The sequence below is a fragment of the Streptomyces sp. NPDC001270 genome (assembly GCF_042896695.1).
In the GTDB taxonomy this organism is placed as follows: Bacteria; Actinomycetota; Actinomycetes; order Streptomycetales; family Streptomycetaceae; genus Streptomyces.
The window spans coordinates 33,756-49,836 of record NZ_JBIAXM010000049.1; the positions used below are offsets into that span (position 1 = coordinate 33,756).

Genomic DNA, 16,081 nt, shown 5'->3' on the forward strand with positions numbered 1-16,081 from the left:
GTCCCTCAGCTTCCGGCCGCCCCAGCGGCCTCGTCGACGCGCTCCGCCGCCCAGGCCAGGAAGGCCCGTACCTCGGGGGCGGGCAGGGGCAGCGCGGACGCGCGCGGGCGCTCGAAGCTGCGCACCGCGGCTTCGACGAGCGGCCGGAACTCCGCGGCGGCCGCGGCGATCTCCCGCGCCGCCCGGCGCTTGGCCGCCCAGTTGCCGGTGCGGCAGAACACCACCGAGCGGCAGCCGTTGAGGACCCGGTTGTCCGCGAGGTGGCCCTCGCCGTCGCAGTGCTCCCGCAGGGAGGCACGGATCGCGGCGAGCAGGTCCGATCGCCGCGGCGCGGCGATCGCCTCGCGGGCCGGGCGGCCGTACAGGGTCAGCCCGCGCTGGTGGGCGACGGAGCGGTCGATGACGTACCAGAAGGACGGGGACCGCGTGGCGTCGAAGCACGCCTTGCCGGGCAGCAGCGCGCCGGTGTTCAGGTCCAGCAGGTATCCGGCCCCGACGGCCGGTCCGGCGACGCGATCCGCCGGGTAGACCACCAGTTCCAGCCCCGCCGCCGGGCAGGGCAGGCGTGGGTGGGCGAGGGCCGACGCCAGCTCGCGCGGGGACCGCTCCGGCAGTGACGGGTCGACCACGACGGTGACGTCGACGTCACTGCGCCCGTGCCGGTAGTCGCCCAGCGCCAGGGAGCCGACCGCGACGACACTCACCAGCCGGGGTCCGCACACCGCGCCGGTGCGCCGGACGAGTTCCGCCAGGTAGGCGCGGACCTCGACGGGGACGGCGCGCGGCTCTTCGAGCGCATGGATCACACGGCCAGTATCCAGGCCGTCCGCCGTCCCGCCGTGCCGTGCCGCGGCGGGTCGCCCGGCCGGGCTTGTCGGGGCAAATTTCTGAGCGGCTGGCTCACCGTTCAGGGGCCTGTAACCCTGCGGCGTTGGCCGTCTCACCTGCCCTGCCGATGTTGGGTACGGCACCGGCGCCCGCACGCGGTCCGTACAGAAGGTTGTTCACCCCATGCCCAGCAGATTCCGCACACCTCTGGCCGCAGTCTCCGTCCTGCTGCCCCTCGCCGCCGTGACCGCCAGCGGTTCCAGCGCCGCGTCCAGCGGCGACAGCGCAGCGGGCGGCCGCAACCCCGACAAGCTGGTGATCGCGGCGATCCCCTCGGAGGACTCCACCTCCCTCGCCCAGCGTTATACGGCCGTCATCAAGCTACTGGAGGACGAGACCGGCAAGAAGGTCGAGGTGCAGAAGGCCACCAACTACGCCGCGGTCATCGAGGCCCAGCGCGCCCACAAGGCCGACGTCGCCTTCTACGGTCCGCTGTCCTGCGTCGTCGCCAAGGACAGCGGTGTCGGCATGAAGACCGTCGCCGCGCCGGTCCCGGAGAAGGGTGGCGACCCCGGCTACCGCTCGGTCGGCTTCACCAAGGCCGGCTCCAGCACCCGGGCCGTCCTGGTCGAGGTCGGACGGCGCAAGATGGTCGGCGGCCAGGAGGACATGATCACCGGCATCGCCCTCGACCTGGCCGGGGGCCGCACAACCGCCTGACCGCGCCGCCCGATCGGGCGGCGCCGGGGCCGCCGGGTCCGGCCGGCGTGGTCACGTCCCGCAGCCGGTCCCGGTACGTTCCAGCAGGTCCTTGAGCCGGGCCAGGTCGGCGGCGACCATGTCGGCGTCCCGCTGGAACCCGGCGTCGCTCATGCCCGGCCGGCGGCGCAGGGTGAACACCACCTCGCTGCCGGTGCCGTCCGGGATCACGCGGAGCGGGTTGTGGACGGTCTCCCCCGAGGGCAGCGTGACGTCGTGGTCGAGGACGCCCAGGTCGTTGGCGGGCACGAAGGCCACCACGACGCGGCCCATCGGGGAGGACGGTGCGACCCACCGGCCGTCCGTCTCCTCGATGGACTCGCCCAGCCCGCGTGCCCACGCGGGCAGGTTGGCCGGGTTCGAGGCATAGGCGTAGACGGCCGCCACGGGACGGTCGACATGGATGCCGAGGTGACGGGATTCCCCGCGGATGTGGTCCATGGCAGCGACCGTAGCGGGCCGACGGACGGTCTTCTTGAACGAATCGGACCCGGCCGGACCGCGGGCCCCGGCCCGCGGCCCGGCCTGTCCTTCGGTCACTTCGCGGCCGCGGGGACGAGGGAGCCCCACCGGATCCGCGTCGCCGACAGGCAGACGATCAGCGCCGAGACGGCCACCGCTGCCATGCCCGGGACGAGTCCGGCCGCGCCCGCGATGAAGCCGATCAGGGCCGGGCCGACGAGCAGTCCGGTGGTGCCCATCGCGGCCACCAGCGCCAGGGCGTCGGAGCCCTTCGCCGCCGCGGCGACGTACACGCACGGCGTGACGGCCGCCGCGCCCAGACCCACGCAGGCGAAACCGGCCAGCGTGGGCACCACCCCGCCGGCCAGCAGGGCGAGCGCGAGCCCGATGCCGGCCACCGCGCTGCCGACGCGTACGACGCGCCCGTCGCCCCACCGGGTGCGCCAGCGGTCGGCGAAGACACGGGCCACCAGCATCATCCCCGAGACGACGGCGATGCCCATCGGCGCGAGTGTCCCGGACGCCTTCGCGACGTCCTTCATGTAGAGCGCGGACCAGTCGTTCATGGCGCCCTCGGTCACGGTGCCGAACACCATGGCGCACCCCATCCACAGCGTCATGCGCGACGGCACGGTCAGCGCCGGGCGGCGCCTCTTCGCGCCCTCGGGTGCCTGCGCGCCCGGGGCTTCGCCCGCCGCCTCGGCCGGCTGCGGCTCCCCGTCGGTGAGCAGTCCCGGCCGGGCGTACGCGAGCAGCAGCACCAGCAGGACGACGGCGGCCCCGAAGTGCGCGGTGAGGGCCGACGTCACGAGGTTCACCCCGGACGCCAGCAGGGCCGCGCCGAGCAGTCCGGCGCTGAACGTGGCGTGCAGTTGGGCCATGGCGGTGCGCTGGAACTTCGTCTCCAGTGCGGCGCCCTGCGCGTTCATGGCGACGTTCAGCGCCCCCACGCCGACGCCGTCGCAGCAGATGACCAGCAGGGCCACCGGATAGTTCGGCACCACCGACAGGAGCACCAGCACGGCCGCGAGCAGCAGGGCCGACGCGAGGGCCAGCCGCCGGGAGCCCAGCCGCCGCATGAGGTACGCGACGAGCGGGAAGGAGGCCGCGGCCCCCGCGCCGCAGGCCATCAGCAGCAGGCCCAGCTCCGTCTCGGACAGGCCGAGCCGGGCCTTCAGCGTGGGCAGCCGTGCCGCCCAGGTGGCGTACTGGAAGCCGAGGATGCAGAACAGTGCGGCGATGGCCCACTTGGCGCGGCGTGCCTCGGCACCGGCGCGGAACCCGTTCATCAACCCGCTTCCTCCCCTTCGAGGGCCCGGCTCGCGTGCACCCCTGTCGACATGTAGACGGCGTTCGTGCCGTACCCCGGCGGGACGTGGACCTCGGGATGCGGCCGGTAGCCGTGGGCCCGCCAGAAGCCCTCCATCCCGTCGATGGCGACCAGGGAGATCCGCTCGTACCTCCGCGTGGCGGCGGCGTCCGTGAGATGGCGCAGCAGCCGCAGCCCGAGACCCCTGCCGCGCAGCGGCGCGGCGACGACGATGTCGTGCAGATGAAGGTTGCGGGTGTGGAAGGTCAGCTCCTCCGGCCGGCTCAGGTCCGGGTAACGGAACATCGGGTAGGGCAGGGCGAGCACATAGCCCGCGATCCGGTCGTCGAGGTCGAGGACGAAGCAGGTGCCGGGCGAGATCCGGCCCCTGGACTCCAGGGCGGCCTGGCCCTCCGTGAGCGAACTGCCCGCGTAGGCGTCCGCCTCCAGGGCGGCGACGTGCGGCCAGTCGGCGTCGGCGACGGTACGGATGCGCAGCGGGTGGCCGGTCACCGCGTCCCCTCCACGGCCTTGACGGGGCCCTCGTGTCCGTCGCGCGTCCAGGTGTGGGGCAGCGGGCGGAATCCGTTGAATCCCCGGGTGGTGTAGCTGGTGGCGTAGGCCCCGGCGGACAGGATCCACACGGGGTCCCCCGAGGCGACGGCCGCGGGCACGGGTGTTCCCTGGTGCCGGGTGCCGTAGGCGTCGTCGCTGTCGCAGGTGGGTCCCGCGATCACCGCCGGCACCCGGTCCCCGCCGGGGTGGCCGGGGAAGACGAGGCGGTAGCGGAGCTGGTCCATCTCGTAGAGGCCGTTGAACTTGCCGCAGCTCAGGTACAGCCAGTGCGCCGTCTCACCGCCCGGCTGCTCCCGGGTGGTCAGCCGGTACACGTGCGCGCGGATGGCGCCGTGGTCGGCCACCAGGTGGCGGCCTGGCTCGATGACGAAGCCGAGGGGGGCGGGGCTGAGGTTCCTGAGCTGTTCCATGCCGTCGCGGATGACGGCGAACATCTTGTCCAGCGGCGGTTCGAGCGGGCGGCCCTGCCGGTCGAGGTAGCCGAGCGCGGGCAGTCCCCCGCCGAGGTTGACGTGATCCAGCACGATGCCCGCCGCGCCGAGCGCGGCCATCGCGTCGCAGAGCAAGTCGAACGCCTGCCGCCAGGCGTCGGCCGTCATCTGCTGCGAGCCGACGTGCACGGACAGTCCGGCCGGTACGAGGCCGGCCGCCCGTGCCGCGGTCAGTACCCGTACGGCGGCGTCCTGCCCGCAGCCGAACTTCCGGCCGAGGCCCCACAGGGCTCCTTCGCCGCTGGTGGTGAGCCGGCAGAAGACCCGGGAGCCGGGCGCGTGCGCGGCGATGGCCGCGACGTCCTGGAGGCTGTCGGTGGCGAAGGTCCGCACCCCGAGCCGGTACGCCTCGGCTATGTCCGCGTCGGACTTCACGGTGTTTCCGTAGTGGATCCGGTCGGCGGGCACTCCGGTTCCCAGGGCCTGGGCTATCTCGGCGGGGCTGGCGGCGTCGAAGCCGGCGCCGCGGCCGGCGAGGCAGTTCAGCACCTCTTCGACGGGGCACGCCTTGAGCGCGAAGCGCACGGCGATTCCGGGCAGTTCCCGTACCAGTTGGTCGTACTGGCCCTCGATCCCGGTCAGGTCGAAGACGATGCGGTCCGACGTCGCGGCGGCGAGGGCGGACGCCAGCCGCGCGGGCAGCTGAGCGTTCACCCGCCCGCGCTCCCGAACCCGTGGTCCCCGGCCGCCGCCACCAGCGGGGCCCAGGCGCCGGTCAGCAGCGCGAACTCCTCGATGTCCCGTTCGGCCTCGTCGAGGAGCTGGTCGCGCCGGGTGGCCAACTGGTCGGCGAACGCCTCGTACCGGCCGCCCAGTTTGCGGTAGGAGGTGTCGACGCGGTCGAGTCGCCACACGTTCTCGGAGCGGTCCTGGCCGGTGCTCTCGCGCAGGAACGCCACGACGGTGTCGGGCCGCACGTGCCCCTGGCCGTCGAGCAGTGTGTCGCCCGCCGCCGCCATCCTGGCGTAGACGAAGTTGAAGTACAGCATGGACAGCAGGAACTTCACGAACCGCGTCTGGTAGGCGGTGAACCCGGCGTCGGTGCGGCGTTCCGGGGTGTAGAAGTTCTCGATGGTGCGGTTGTGCAGTACACCGGGCAGCGCGGCGTCGTGGACCAGGTGGATGAGGAAGTAGTCGCTGCCGATGGTGCTGGTCGCCGGCGGCAGCGGTACGCGCTCGTACACCTCGTGGTCGAAGCTGATGTTGCACATGTCGACGCGCATGGGGTCGACCACGGTGAGCGTCGAGTGGTCCCCGGTGAACGGGGCGGACCCGGCGCCGGTGAACGACTCCTCGACCAGTTGCCGCTTGCTCTCGTCGGGCCAGTCGACGGGCGCCCACAGGCTCACGACGTCGTGGTAGACGCCCTTGTCGAGCCGGGCGATCTCGCCGATGTCGACGGACAGTTCGCCGATGAAGGAGGAACCCACCATGGACACGGTCCGCGGGGTGAGGACCGGATCGAGGAGTGTCTCGGTCACGCCCTCGGACGCCTCGGCGGCGGTCTTGCCCAGCGACAGCAGTTCGTGGTGGACGGGGAAGACCGTGGCGCCGTCCAGCACCTGGTAGGTGCTGTCCGAGTCCCTGCGGTGCACGGACCGGCAGCCGAGCGCGGCAGCGATCAGGAAGACCCGGTCGGTGCAGGCGCCGTAGGAGACGTCGGCCGGCAGCAGGAGCCGGAGCACGGTCTCGGGCTCGGCGGCGCCGGACCGCTGGATCACGCTCCGCAGGAAGTCCCGCTGCGCCGCCTCGTCGACGTGGTGCACGACGACGTTCGCCGCCGCCGGGAGGTCCGCCACGGCGCGGGCGTGGGCGGACCGGGTGGCATCGTCGGCGGAGTCGAGGATCAGCAGGTGGACCTCGACGCCGAAGCGGCGGGCCGCGTACGCCGCCTCCTCGCCGATGGCGGCGATGGTGGCGGAGCACTCACGGTTCGTGGGGAGGGCAAGGCAGATCCGGTCGGGGCGACTCGCGCGGTTCACTCGGCGCCCGCCCGTCCGCTCCAGGGGTCGAGGCCCAGCAGGTTCCGGCCCAGGCCGTCGAGGGTGGCGGCGCCGTAACGGAGCGCTTCGGGCTTGTGCGCGTCGCCGAGCAGGGTGGCGTTCCAGTCCGGGGTACTCAGGGTCCGCCACGACTCGACCCGCGAGTTCCGCAGCGTCTCGTGCTCCTCCAGGGCGGGCATCATCGACAGGTACTGGCAGGCCCGGACACCGTTGTCGGAGCTGTTCGGCGCCACGCCGTGCGCCAGCATGCCGTTGAAGATCAGCAGGTCGCCGGCCTGGAGTTCGGGACGGACGACCGGGAACTCCGCGCGGTCGATCCTGGGCCTGATCGGATCGCGGTCCGCGGGCTGCGCCGGCCGCCACTCCTCGAACCGGTGGAACAGCTCGGGCGCGCACTGGAAGCCACCCAGCTCGGGCTGGGTGTCGTTGAGGGCGATGATGCCCTGCACGCGCTGCGGCAGCACCGCGAGGGTGGTGTCGACGTCCCAGTGCAGCTCGATGTCGAAGCCCTCGTCGGTGGGTGCGATGAGGGAGCGGGACCGGTTGCCCCGGTTGGGCGGGTTGAGGTTGAGCCGGTCGAGGGTGACCCACAGCTCCTCGCAGTCCCAGACGTCGACGAAGGCGTCGTAGACGCGCTGGGTCTGCCGGCTGTCCCAGATGAGCTGGTGGTGGTACGCCTCGACGAAGCCGTAGACGTGCAGGTCGCGGTCGAGGTCCGAGCGGAACTCGCGCTCCTCGTACCAGGTTTCGGGCCGGTCGGGGTCCAGGCCCTGGAATTCCCAGGCGAATTCGAGCAGGCTCTTCGCCGCGCCCGGCGAGATGGCGTTCCGGACGACGACGTATCCGTACGTCTGCCAGAAGGCGTAGTCCTGCTCGGACAGCACGCGCAGCGGCCGGGACTTGTCGATGTGTCTCAGCGGAGTCTGGGCGAGGTAGGTCTCGCCGTCCGCGCTGAAGTAGGGGCGCTCGGAAGCGGCGCGGTACAGATAGGGGGCAGGCGTCGGCATGCAATCACTCCAGGGATCGAGTTCTTCAGCGGCCGAGTGGCTGAACCCCAGATCGCCACGATGATCGAACTGAGGTTCCCTCAACTTGGACTAGACCACTTGCCGGTGTCAACGCGCTCCGGCCGAAGCTGCCGCCAAGTGCCTGCGAACTGCCGGTGGTCGGGGCGACGGCGACCGAGGCGGCCGTCCGGTCCGCGGCCGGCCCGCCGCAGCCGCCTGCGCTGCGGCGCGGGGGTGGCGAACACCGCCGTGGTACGGGCATGCCGCCAGGGGCCCCGCGGCACGGCCGTGCCGCGGGGCCCCTGGCGGTGGCGGGTTCGAGGTCAGCCCGCGACGATCCGCTCGGCCGCGGCCGCGCCGCAGACCTGGGCGGCCCCGTGCGTCGCGATGTACAGGGCGCCGCGCGGAGTGGACTGCGGGATGCCCATCTCCACCACGATCGTGTCCGGGCGGGCGGCGAGCAGCATGTCCAGCGCCCGGCGCATCCACGGGTGCCGGTGCTCGTCCCTGACCACCGCGACGACCCGCCGGTCCCGGGCCGCCGCCAGCGCCGCGGTGCCCGCGTCCGCCCCGGTGAAGCAGCCGCTGACGGTGCCCGGCAGCAGTCGCTCCAGTTCAGCGGCGACTCCCCACGGGGTCACGTCCCCGACGGCGATGTTCGGCTCGGGACTGAACGTGGCGACGTACACGGGCCCGTCCACCGCGGGCGCGGCCGTCTCGCACCGCACGCTGAGCGCGCGGCGCGCGGCGACGAGTCCGACCTCCGGGTCCGCCACCGCCTCCGCCCGCGCGGTCCGCCGCGCCTGCACGGTCCAGTGGGCCAGCCTGCGCACCCTGGCGGCGGCGTCGGCGAGCCGTTCCTCCGGGAGTTCGCCGCTGACGACGGCCGCCACCAGGGCGTCGCGCATCTTCAGCACGGTGCCCTCGTCGCACAGGCCGCCGCCCACGCAGATCGCGTCGGCGCCCGCCGCGATCGCCAGCACCACCCCGTGCTCCAGGCCGTACGCCTCGGAGATGGCCCGCATCTCGATTCCGTCGGTGACGATCAGTCCGTCGTAGCCCAGTTCGTCGCGGAGCAGGCCGGTGAGGATGCGGTGCGACAGGGTCCCGGGGCGTTCCGGGTCCAGTGCCGGGACCAGGATGTGCGCGCTCATCACGGCCTTCGTACCGGCCTCGATGGCAGCGCGGAACGGCACCAGTTCGCGCCGGTGCAGCGTCTCCTCGTCGACGTCGATGCGCGGGACGGCGTGATGGGAGTCCACATTGGTGTCGCCGTGCCCGGGGAAGTGCTTGGTCGACGCCGCGACACCGCTGGACTGCAGGCCCTGGACGTACGCCGCGGTGTGCCGCGCCACCAGTTCGGTGTCCGCGCCGAAGGCGCGTACGCCGATGACCGGGTTGTCGGGGTTGGCGTTGACGTCCGCGGACGGCGCCCAGTTGAGATTGACACCGCAGCCGGCGAGCCGCCGTCCCAGTTCGCGGGCGACGCGCCGGGTGAGGTCCGGGTCGTCGACCGCGCCGAGCGCGTGGTTGCCGGGGAACGCGGAGCCCGTGTGCACGTCGAGGCGGGTGACGTCGCCGCTCTCCTCGTCGATGGCCACCAGCAGATCGTCCCGTTCCGACCGCAACTGGCCGGTGAGGGCGGCCACCTGTTCCTCGCTGACCACATTGCGGCCGAACAGGGCCACGGAGGCCAGACCTTCTCCGACCCGCCGGCGCACCCAGTCCGGCGCCGCGGTGCCGGCGAACCCCGGTTGCAGTACCGCAAGGGCATCGCGGGTGAGGGTCTCGTTACCGGTGGCAACAGTGATCATCGGAAGCGTCATCCCTTCACGGCGCCGTCGGGCAGGCCGGACGGAGCCGCGTGTTGCAGAGGTGGAAAAATTTGCAGAAGACTCAGAAATCGGGTGGGAAGAAGTCAGATGGGCGACCGGACGGCACAGGGCACACCACCGCGATGGCCGGACCGCGCGGCGCCTCCTCCTCCCTCGGGGCTGCCACCGACCCGCTCCCGGCGGTGGACCGCGCACGCCGCCACCGCGTGCCGGCACAACCCGTCACGCTAATGGTGTAGACCTGCATGAGGGAGCTTGGCCTAGACTTTTGGGCAGCGTCAAGGTCACCAGGGGGTCGAACTCGACCATTTGGCGAAGAAAGTCGTACCGGACACGGCCGCGGACCGCATTCTTCATCTGGACTAGACCATAGACCGGTTGGAGGTTATAACGGGGTCCGTCGACCGAGCCGGGAAGGCAGTCCATGACCACCGACGTCAGCAGCAGCCCGCTCCGCAGGGCCGCGCCCGGCCGCGCGGCGCGCGTCCCGAAGTACTACACGATCAAGCAGCAGGTGCTGGAGATCACGGATGCGCTGAAGCCCGGCTCCCGCATGCCCGCCGAGCGACTGCTCGCCCTCCGGCTCGACACCTCTCGCACCACGGTCCGGCAGGCCCTGCAGGAACTCGTGGGCGAGGGCCGGCTCGACCGCGTCCAGGGCAAGGGGACGTTCGTCGCCCGGCCCAAGCTCTACCGCACCCTCCTGCTCACCTCACACACCGAGGACATGCATGCCCAGGGCCTCGAACCCGCCTCGCGGGTGCTGGACGTCCGTCATGTCGAGGCGGACGAGAAGCTGTCGGGCCTGCTCGGCGTCACCACCGGCGAGAGCGTGCTGCGCGTCGAGCGGCTGCGGCTGGCGAACGGCGAGCCCATGGCCATCGAGACGACCCACCTGTCCGCCCGGCGCTTCCCCGAACTGCACGGTTCGCTGGCCAGGTACAGGTCGCTGTACACCGCTCTCGCCGAGGTGTACGGCGTACACCTCGGCGAGGCCGAGGAGGTCATCGAGACCTCCCTCGCCACACCTCGCGAGGCCGCGCTCCTCGCCACCGAGGTGGGCCTGCCGATGCTGCTGCTGTCCCGTCACTCCCGGGACGCGCACGGCACACCGGTGGAATGGGTCCGCTCGGTGTACCGCGGCTCCCGCTACAAGTTCACGGTGATGCTGACGCCGCCGACGGGCTGACCGCCCGGCGGACTCGGCCCGTCACCGCTCGCCGCCCCGGCCCCCACCACGCCGCCACGCGGTCCCCCTTCCGACTCCCCGGCTCCGCACGTGCACGGACGCCGCCGACGTCCCGTCCTCCCTCCCCCTTCACCGACCTCGCTCTGGAGACGGTCCTGCCCGGCCCCAGACCCGACGCACCTCCCCGCACGGCGAGCACCAGGCGGCTCCCCGCGGGCTCACCACCCGCCCGGCGTCCGGACGCCGGGGCAGCACCGAACGACGAAATGGGCGTGAAGTGAGCGATACAAGCACGGTGGACGCGCTGGCGGCGGCGTTGGTCAACGCGCGCGAGGCCGCCTGCCTCACCCAGGAGGACCTCGCGGAGAAATCGGGGCTCAGCGTGCGGGCCATCCGCAACCTGGAGACCGGCCACACCGCACGGCCCCGGAAGCAGTCCCTGCTCCTGCTCGCCAAGGCCCTCGGCCTGTCCCCCACGGAGGTGGCCCGGCTGCTGCGCACACCCCGCACCGAGAACCGGCCCGAGCGGCCGTCCTGGCTGCTGCCCGCGGAACTGCCCGCGGCCCCGGTCGGCCGGCTGGTGGGGCGGGAGCGGACCGTCACCTCCCTGCGGGCCCACCTCGCCACGCGACCGGCCCGCGGCCACGGCCGGCCCGCGGTCGTCGTCGGACCTCCCGGCGCGGGAAAGACCTCCCTGGTGCTGGAGGTGGCACACGGCGTACGCGATCTGTTCCCGGACGGGCAGGTCTTCGTCGATCTGCATCCGGCGGCCACCGACCCGTTCACGCCCGACAAGCTCGTACGCCGCATCCTGCGCTCGCTCGGCGGCGTACCCGCCGCGGAGAACCCGGAGGAGGCGAGAGCCCAACTGCGGGACACGCTGAGCCGAAGACATGTCCTGGTGGTCCTCGACAACGTGGACAGCGAGGCGCAGGTGCGGCCGCTGCTGGTGGACGACGCCCGCAGCGCGGTCCTGGTCGCCGCGCGACGTGAACTGACCGCGCTGTCCGGGCAGGTGCGGCACCTGATCGGGGCGCTCGGCGCCCGGGACGCCCACCAGTTGCTGGAGGACCTGGTGGGGACCGTGCGCACCCGCGCGGAGCCGTCGGCCGCGACGAGCATCGTGCGCTCCTGCGGACGGCTGCCACTGGCCCTGCACATCGCCGGCCTGTGGCTGTCGGCACGGCCGCACCGGACACTCCACGACCTCGCCGACCGGCTGGTGGACGAGCGGAACCGCATGCCGTTCCTGCGCGTCGGAGACCTGTCGCTGCAGGCGAGCGTGGCGGCCTGCCACCAGGTGTTACCCGCCCCCGTCGCGGCGTCGCTGCGCCGGCTCGGCGCGGTGCGCGGCGACTTCGGCGTCGACGACGTGACCGGCCGTGCCGCGCCGTCCCGGCAACTGGCCGTGGACCTCCTCGACGAACTGCTGAACCGCCAGGTCACGTATGTCAGCGAGGTCTGCGGGAACGGCCAGGTCCGCTACCGCTTGCACGACTCGGTGCGGCTGTACGTGGCGCACTGCTGCGCGGGCCCGGCGGACGACGGCCGCCCGGCGGGCCATGTCTGGCTCCCCCGCCAGACGGGGCGCACCCAGCACCGGATCCAGCGGCTGCGCCACGTCACATGAACCCGGCGGTCCGCCCCGCACGGCCCCACGGGCCGGGTCCGAACCGCCCGCCGCGCGGTCCCCGGTGAGCGTGTCACCGGGGCATGGCACCATCGCCGGAGGAGCCAGGGAGGTGCCCGTGCAACTGCGCAACGTCTCGGTGGACGACGTCGACGCGTACCTTCGGATGCGGTGCGATCCCGTCATGATGGCCGACCTGGGCGGCCCCCTGCCGCGGGCAGGCATGGCGGACAAGGTCCGGCGGGACGCCCGGCAGGCCGCGGCGGACCTCGCCTGGCTCAAGATGATCATCCCCGATCCGGACGTCCCGGACGTGGTGGCGGGGACCGTGACGCTCTGGTCCCATGACGGCGGGAGCGGACCGGTCTCCGAGATCGGGTGGATGGTGCTGCCGGAGTTCCAGGGGCAGGGGCTGGCCAAACGCGCCGTGCGCACCTTGCTCGAACAGGCCCGGGACCAGGACCGGTGGGGTGTCGTGCACGCCTTCCCGGCGACGGGGAACGCGGCGTCGAACGGCATCTGCCGCTCGGTCGGCTTCCGGTTCGTCTCGGAGGTCGACGTCACCTTCGCGGGCCGCGTCCTGAGAACCCGTCACTGGGCCATCACTCCGCGCACGGATCTGGTCTGAGGACGGCACGGTGCGGACGGGCCGCGTCGCCGCGGCCTCCGCCCCGCCCCCGGTGACTACGCCTGCTGCGGAAGGCGGTAGACCGACACATGCGAACGTGACTCGTCGGTGAACTCGGCGCCCGACCAGTCCGCGTGCCTGGCCTCCAGCTCGAACCCGGCCAACTGGGCCATGAGGTCCAGCTCGGCCGGCCAGATGTAGCGGTGCGGACTGCGGTCCAGCCGCGCCTGACCGGTCTCGTCGAAGTGGAAGTGGTGGGAGACGACTCGCTGGCGCAGCACGTCATAGGTGTCCAGGCCCAGATAGCCGGGTTCCGAGTGCCAGACGGTGGCCGCCTGGCCCGGCGGGAGCTTGCGCAGTTCGGGTACCCACAGCTCGATCACGAACCGGCCGCCGGGCCCGAGGTGGCGGGCCGCGTTGCGGAAGCACGCGACCTGCTCGGCCTGGGTGAGCAGGTTGGAGATCGTGTTGTAGACCAGGTAGACGAGGGTGTATGCGCCGGGGGCGACGGTGGTCGCCATGTCCCCCATGACCACCGGGATGGTCGCCTCGTCCGCCTTCGCGCGCAGGCGCGCCGCCATCGGCGGTGACAACTCGATGCCGGTGACCGGTACGCCGCGCGCCGCGAGCGGGACGGCCACCCGACCGGTGCCGATGGCGAATTCGAGGGCCGCGCCGTCACCCGCGAGCCCGGCGAGGCGCTCCACGGTCGGCGCCAGGACCTCCGGCGCGAACATGCCGGTACCCGGTGTGTCATACCGCTGGGCGGTGTCGGCGTCGTAGCTCTGCTGCGGTCCGCTCGTCTCCTCCTGCATTCCCCCAACGTTGGCGCCCCGCCGGGCCGATGTCCAAGGAATATCCACCGGCGACGGGCACCGGACCGCCACGGGTGACGGAGCACGCTTGTCCGCGCGGGCCGCCGCGCAGAACACTGGCCTGGTGACAGACGAGGTGACCCAGCAACTTCTCGACCGTTTCGTCGGCGCCCTGTGCGCCCTGCCGTCGCTGACCGCCGTATGGGCGCACGGCTCACTGGCCGGTGGCGACCACCGGCCGGGGATCAGCGACCTCGACCTGATCGCGGTGCTCGCCGAGCCGTGCACGGCCCGGGAGGAGGAGCAGGTGGCCGCCCTCCACCGGGACCTGGCGACAGCCTTCCCGGCGGCGTCCGCGCTGCACTGCAGCTACGTCGTGGCGGACACGTGGGACGACCACACCCTCCGCCATCTCACCTGGCGCACGAGGAGTTGATGCGCCGACCGGTCACCGCGGTGACCCGTTGCGAACTGCTCCGGTTCGGCAAGGTCCTGCACGGGCCGCCGCCTGCCGGGCTGCTGCCACCCGTCACGGACCGCCAACTCGCCGACTTCGTCGTCGACGACCTCTCGTCCTTCTGGCACCCCGCCCTGGACCACCCGGACCGGTGGCTCCGGGACATCTGGGTCGACCTGGGCCTGCTCACCCTGGCCCGGGCGCATGTCACGCTGCGCACCGGACGGCTGATCACCAAGTCCGAGGCCCTCGACGTGCTGAGGGACCTGAACGCCCCGGCGGACGTGGTCGAGGACATCAGGCGACGCCGGTACGGTCCGCCGGCTCCCGCCCCCGCCCCCGCACCGTGGGCCTCGCGCCGAGCGGAACTCACCCGGGTCTTCCTCCGCCGCGCGATCGAGGACGTGGTGGCCGGCCACCGCCCGTAGCGGCCCGGCAGCGGGCCGCGGCCCGGTGCCGCGTGGCCGCGGTGCCGGAGCGGTCCCGCTCACCCACGTACCCTGGCCCCGTGCCACCCTCCCGTCTGCATCGCGTCGCCGTCCTCGTGCTCGACGGGGCGAAACCGCTCGACGTCGGGATTCCCGCGCAGGTGTTCACGACCCGCGCGAGCATGCCCTACGAGGTGCGGGTGTGCGGCGCGGAGCCGGGCCTCGTGACCGGCGGCGACGGGCTCTCGTACCACGTCGCGCACGGCCTCGACACGCTCGCGTGGGCCGACATCGCCTTCGTCCCCGGCTATCGCTTCCCGGACCGTGACGACCCGCCGCGGGCCGTCGTGGACGCCCTGGTCGCCGCCCACGACCGGGGCGCGCGGCTCGCCGCCATCTCGACGGGCGCCTTCGCGCTCGCCGCGACGGGCCTGCTCGACGGCAAACGGGCCACGACACACTGGCATTACACGCGGGCGCTCGCGGCGAAGCACCCGCTCGTCCAGGTCGACGAGAACGTGCTGTTCGTCGACGAGGGCGATGTGCTGACATCCGCGGGGGCTGCCTCCGGCATCGACCTGTGTCTGCACATCCTGCGCCGCGACCTCGGCGTGGCGGCGTCCAACCACGCGGCCCGGCGGCTGGTCGCGGCCCCCTACCGCAGCGGCGGCCAGGCCCAGTACGTGCCGCGCAGCCTGCCGGAACCGCTCGGCGAGCGGTTCGCCGCCACCCGCGAGTGGGCCCTGCACCGGCTGGACGAGCACCTGACCCTCGAAGTGCTCGCCCGGCACGCGGCGGTCTCCCCCCGCACGTTCTCCCGGCGTTTCGTCGAGGACACCGGGTACACGCCGATGCAGTGGGTCATGCGCGCCCGTATCGATCTCGCCCGGGAACTGCTCGAACGTTCGCAGCGGAGTGTCGAGCAGATCGCCGTCGACGTCGGTCTCGGCACCGGCACCAATCTCCGGCTGCACTTCCAGCGCATTCTCGGCACCACGCCGAGTGAATACCGGCGCACCTTCACCCAGGGCGAGTAGCCCGCCGCCGCATGGCAAGATCCTTGCGAACCATGGCACTCCCGCCGGTGTCGTAGCGGGCCGCCGTGGGCGAGGCTGACCGGGAGACGAAGGGAAGCCCATCATGACCCGTATCGCCGTCAACGGATTCGGCCGCATCGGACGCAATGTGCTGCGCGCTCTGCTGGAACGCGACAGCAAGCTTGAGATCGTCGCCGTCAACGACCTCACGGAGCCCGCCACGCTCGCGCGGCTGCTCGCCTACGACACGACGGCCGGACGGCTCGGTCGCCCGGTGACCGTCGACGGGGACACCCTCGTCGTCGACGGCCGCCGCATCAAGGTGCTCGCCGAACGCGAACCGGCGAAGCTGCCATGGGCCGAACTCGGCGTGGACGTCGTACTGGAGGCGACCGGCCGCTTCGCCTCGGCCAAGGCCGCCCGTGCCCACCTCGACGCGGGCGCGAAGAAGGTGCTCGTCAGCGCCCCGTCGGACGGCGCCGACGTCACGCTCGCCTTCGGCGTCAACACCGACGCCTACGACCCGGCCGCACACACGATCGTCTCGAACGCCTCGTGCACGACGAACGCCCTCGCACCGCTGGCCTCGGTGCTCGACGGGCTCGCCGGCATCGAGCACGGTTTCAT

The 16,081-nt window shown here is 72.6% G+C and carries 15 protein-coding genes and 1 pseudogene; 7 read left to right on the forward strand and 9 right to left on the reverse strand.

Going from position 1 to position 16,081, the window contains the following annotated elements:
* Positions 1-5: 5 nt before the first annotated feature.
* On the reverse strand, positions 6-806 hold the full coding sequence (locus tag ACFY2B_RS41955) for an aminoglycoside adenylyltransferase domain-containing protein (protein ID WP_390768332.1): 801 nt from the start codon (positions 804-806) through the stop codon (positions 6-8).
* Positions 807-1,011: 205 nt separating this feature from the next.
* Between ACFY2B_RS41955 and ACFY2B_RS41960 the strand changes: the two genes are divergently transcribed.
* Positions 1,012-1,548: a PhnD/SsuA/transferrin family substrate-binding protein gene (locus ACFY2B_RS41960; protein WP_390768333.1), complete on the forward strand. Its 537-nt coding sequence runs from the start codon at positions 1,012-1,014 to the stop codon at positions 1,546-1,548.
* Between the two features lie 51 nt (positions 1,549-1,599).
* On the opposite strand, the gene ACFY2B_RS41965 is transcribed toward ACFY2B_RS41960, so the two are convergent.
* The 7 genes from ACFY2B_RS41965 to ACFY2B_RS41995 all read right to left on the reverse strand — a co-directional run bounded on the left by ACFY2B_RS41965 (position 1,600) and on the right by ACFY2B_RS41995 (position 9,249).
* Positions 1,600-2,028: an SRPBCC family protein gene (locus ACFY2B_RS41965; RefSeq protein WP_390768334.1), complete on the reverse strand. Its 429-nt coding sequence runs from the start codon at positions 2,026-2,028 to the stop codon at positions 1,600-1,602.
* Positions 2,029-2,123: 95 nt separating this feature from the next.
* Positions 2,124-3,338 (reverse strand): MFS transporter, encoded by a 1,215-nt coding sequence (locus ACFY2B_RS41970; RefSeq protein WP_390768335.1) that lies wholly within the window; start codon positions 3,336-3,338, stop codon positions 2,124-2,126.
* The gene (locus ACFY2B_RS41975) at positions 3,338-3,871 is read right to left on the reverse strand and encodes a GNAT family N-acetyltransferase (protein ID WP_390768336.1); all 534 of its coding nucleotides are present in this window, start codon (positions 3,869-3,871) and stop codon (positions 3,338-3,340) included. The genes ACFY2B_RS41970 and ACFY2B_RS41975 overlap by 1 nt, the downstream gene beginning before the upstream one ends.
* Positions 3,868-5,079, reverse strand: a complete 1,212-nt coding sequence (locus ACFY2B_RS41980) for a type III PLP-dependent enzyme (RefSeq protein WP_390768337.1) — start codon at positions 5,077-5,079, stop codon at positions 3,868-3,870. Before ACFY2B_RS41980 ends, ACFY2B_RS41975 begins: the two co-directional genes overlap by 4 nt.
* A complete protein-coding gene (locus ACFY2B_RS41985) occupies positions 5,076-6,407 on the reverse strand; it encodes a DUF6271 family protein (protein ID WP_390768338.1) in 1,332 nt (443 codons plus the stop codon). The genes ACFY2B_RS41980 and ACFY2B_RS41985 overlap by 4 nt, the downstream gene beginning before the upstream one ends.
* Positions 6,404-7,435: a phytanoyl-CoA dioxygenase family protein gene (locus ACFY2B_RS41990; protein WP_390768339.1), complete on the reverse strand. Its 1,032-nt coding sequence runs from the start codon at positions 7,433-7,435 to the stop codon at positions 6,404-6,406. Before ACFY2B_RS41990 ends, ACFY2B_RS41985 begins: the two co-directional genes overlap by 4 nt.
* Positions 7,436-7,758: 323 nt before the next feature.
* On the reverse strand, positions 7,759-9,249 hold the full coding sequence (locus ACFY2B_RS41995; RefSeq protein ID WP_390768340.1) for a glycoside hydrolase family 3 protein: 1,491 nt from the start codon (positions 9,247-9,249) through the stop codon (positions 7,759-7,761).
* A 445-nt stretch (positions 9,250-9,694) separates the two neighbouring features.
* Between ACFY2B_RS41995 and ACFY2B_RS42000 the strand changes: the two genes are divergently transcribed.
* From ACFY2B_RS42000 to ACFY2B_RS42010, 3 genes are all read left to right on the forward strand, one after another.
* A complete protein-coding gene (locus tag ACFY2B_RS42000) occupies positions 9,695-10,459 on the forward strand; it encodes a GntR family transcriptional regulator (protein WP_390768341.1) in 765 nt (254 codons plus the stop codon).
* 277 nt (positions 10,460-10,736) lie between these two features.
* Positions 10,737-12,089, forward strand: coding sequence for an AAA family ATPase (locus ACFY2B_RS42005; protein WP_390768342.1), 1,353 nt, complete (start codon positions 10,737-10,739; stop codon positions 12,087-12,089).
* 118 nt (positions 12,090-12,207) lie between these two features.
* A complete protein-coding gene (locus ACFY2B_RS42010) occupies positions 12,208-12,717 on the forward strand; it encodes a GNAT family N-acetyltransferase (RefSeq protein ID WP_390768346.1) in 510 nt (169 codons plus the stop codon).
* A 56-nt stretch (positions 12,718-12,773) separates the two neighbouring features.
* On the opposite strand, the gene ACFY2B_RS42015 is transcribed toward ACFY2B_RS42010, so the two are convergent.
* Positions 12,774-13,532, reverse strand: coding sequence for a class I SAM-dependent DNA methyltransferase (locus ACFY2B_RS42015; protein WP_390768343.1), 759 nt, complete (start codon positions 13,530-13,532; stop codon positions 12,774-12,776).
* Positions 13,533-13,653: 121 nt separating this feature from the next.
* Here ACFY2B_RS42015 and ACFY2B_RS42020 point away from each other — a divergent pair.
* From ACFY2B_RS42020 to ACFY2B_RS42030, 3 genes and pseudogenes are all read left to right on the forward strand, one after another.
* Positions 13,654-14,417 (forward strand): annotated as a pseudogene (locus ACFY2B_RS42020) (nucleotidyltransferase domain-containing protein).
* Between the two features lie 80 nt (positions 14,418-14,497).
* A complete protein-coding gene (locus ACFY2B_RS42025; RefSeq protein ID WP_390768344.1) occupies positions 14,498-15,454 on the forward strand; it encodes a GlxA family transcriptional regulator in 957 nt (318 codons plus the stop codon).
* Between the two features lie 103 nt (positions 15,455-15,557).
* A partial coding sequence (locus ACFY2B_RS42030; protein WP_390768345.1) for a glyceraldehyde 3-phosphate dehydrogenase NAD-binding domain-containing protein occupies positions 15,558-16,081 on the forward strand: 524 nt, incomplete at its 3' end.

Coding starts and splice junctions, on each gene's coding strand:
- ACFY2B_RS41960 (WP_390768333.1), top strand. CDS start 1,012: ATGCCCAGCAGATTCCGCACACCTCTGGCCGCAGTCTCCGTCCTGCTG.
- ACFY2B_RS41965 (WP_390768334.1), bottom strand. CDS start 2,028: ATGGACCACATCCGCGGGGAATCCCGTCACCTCGGCATCCATGTCGAC.
- ACFY2B_RS41970 (WP_390768335.1), bottom strand. CDS start 3,338: ATGAACGGGTTCCGCGCCGGTGCCGAGGCACGCCGCGCCAAGTGGGCC.
- ACFY2B_RS41990 (WP_390768339.1), bottom strand. CDS start 7,435: ATGCCGACGCCTGCCCCCTATCTGTACCGCGCCGCTTCCGAGCGCCCC.
- ACFY2B_RS41995 (WP_390768340.1), bottom strand. CDS start 9,249: ATGATCACTGTTGCCACCGGTAACGAGACCCTCACCCGCGATGCCCTT.
- ACFY2B_RS42000 (WP_390768341.1), top strand. CDS start 9,695: ATGACCACCGACGTCAGCAGCAGCCCGCTCCGCAGGGCCGCGCCCGGC.
- ACFY2B_RS42015 (WP_390768343.1), bottom strand. CDS start 13,532: ATGCAGGAGGAGACGAGCGGACCGCAGCAGAGCTACGACGCCGACACC.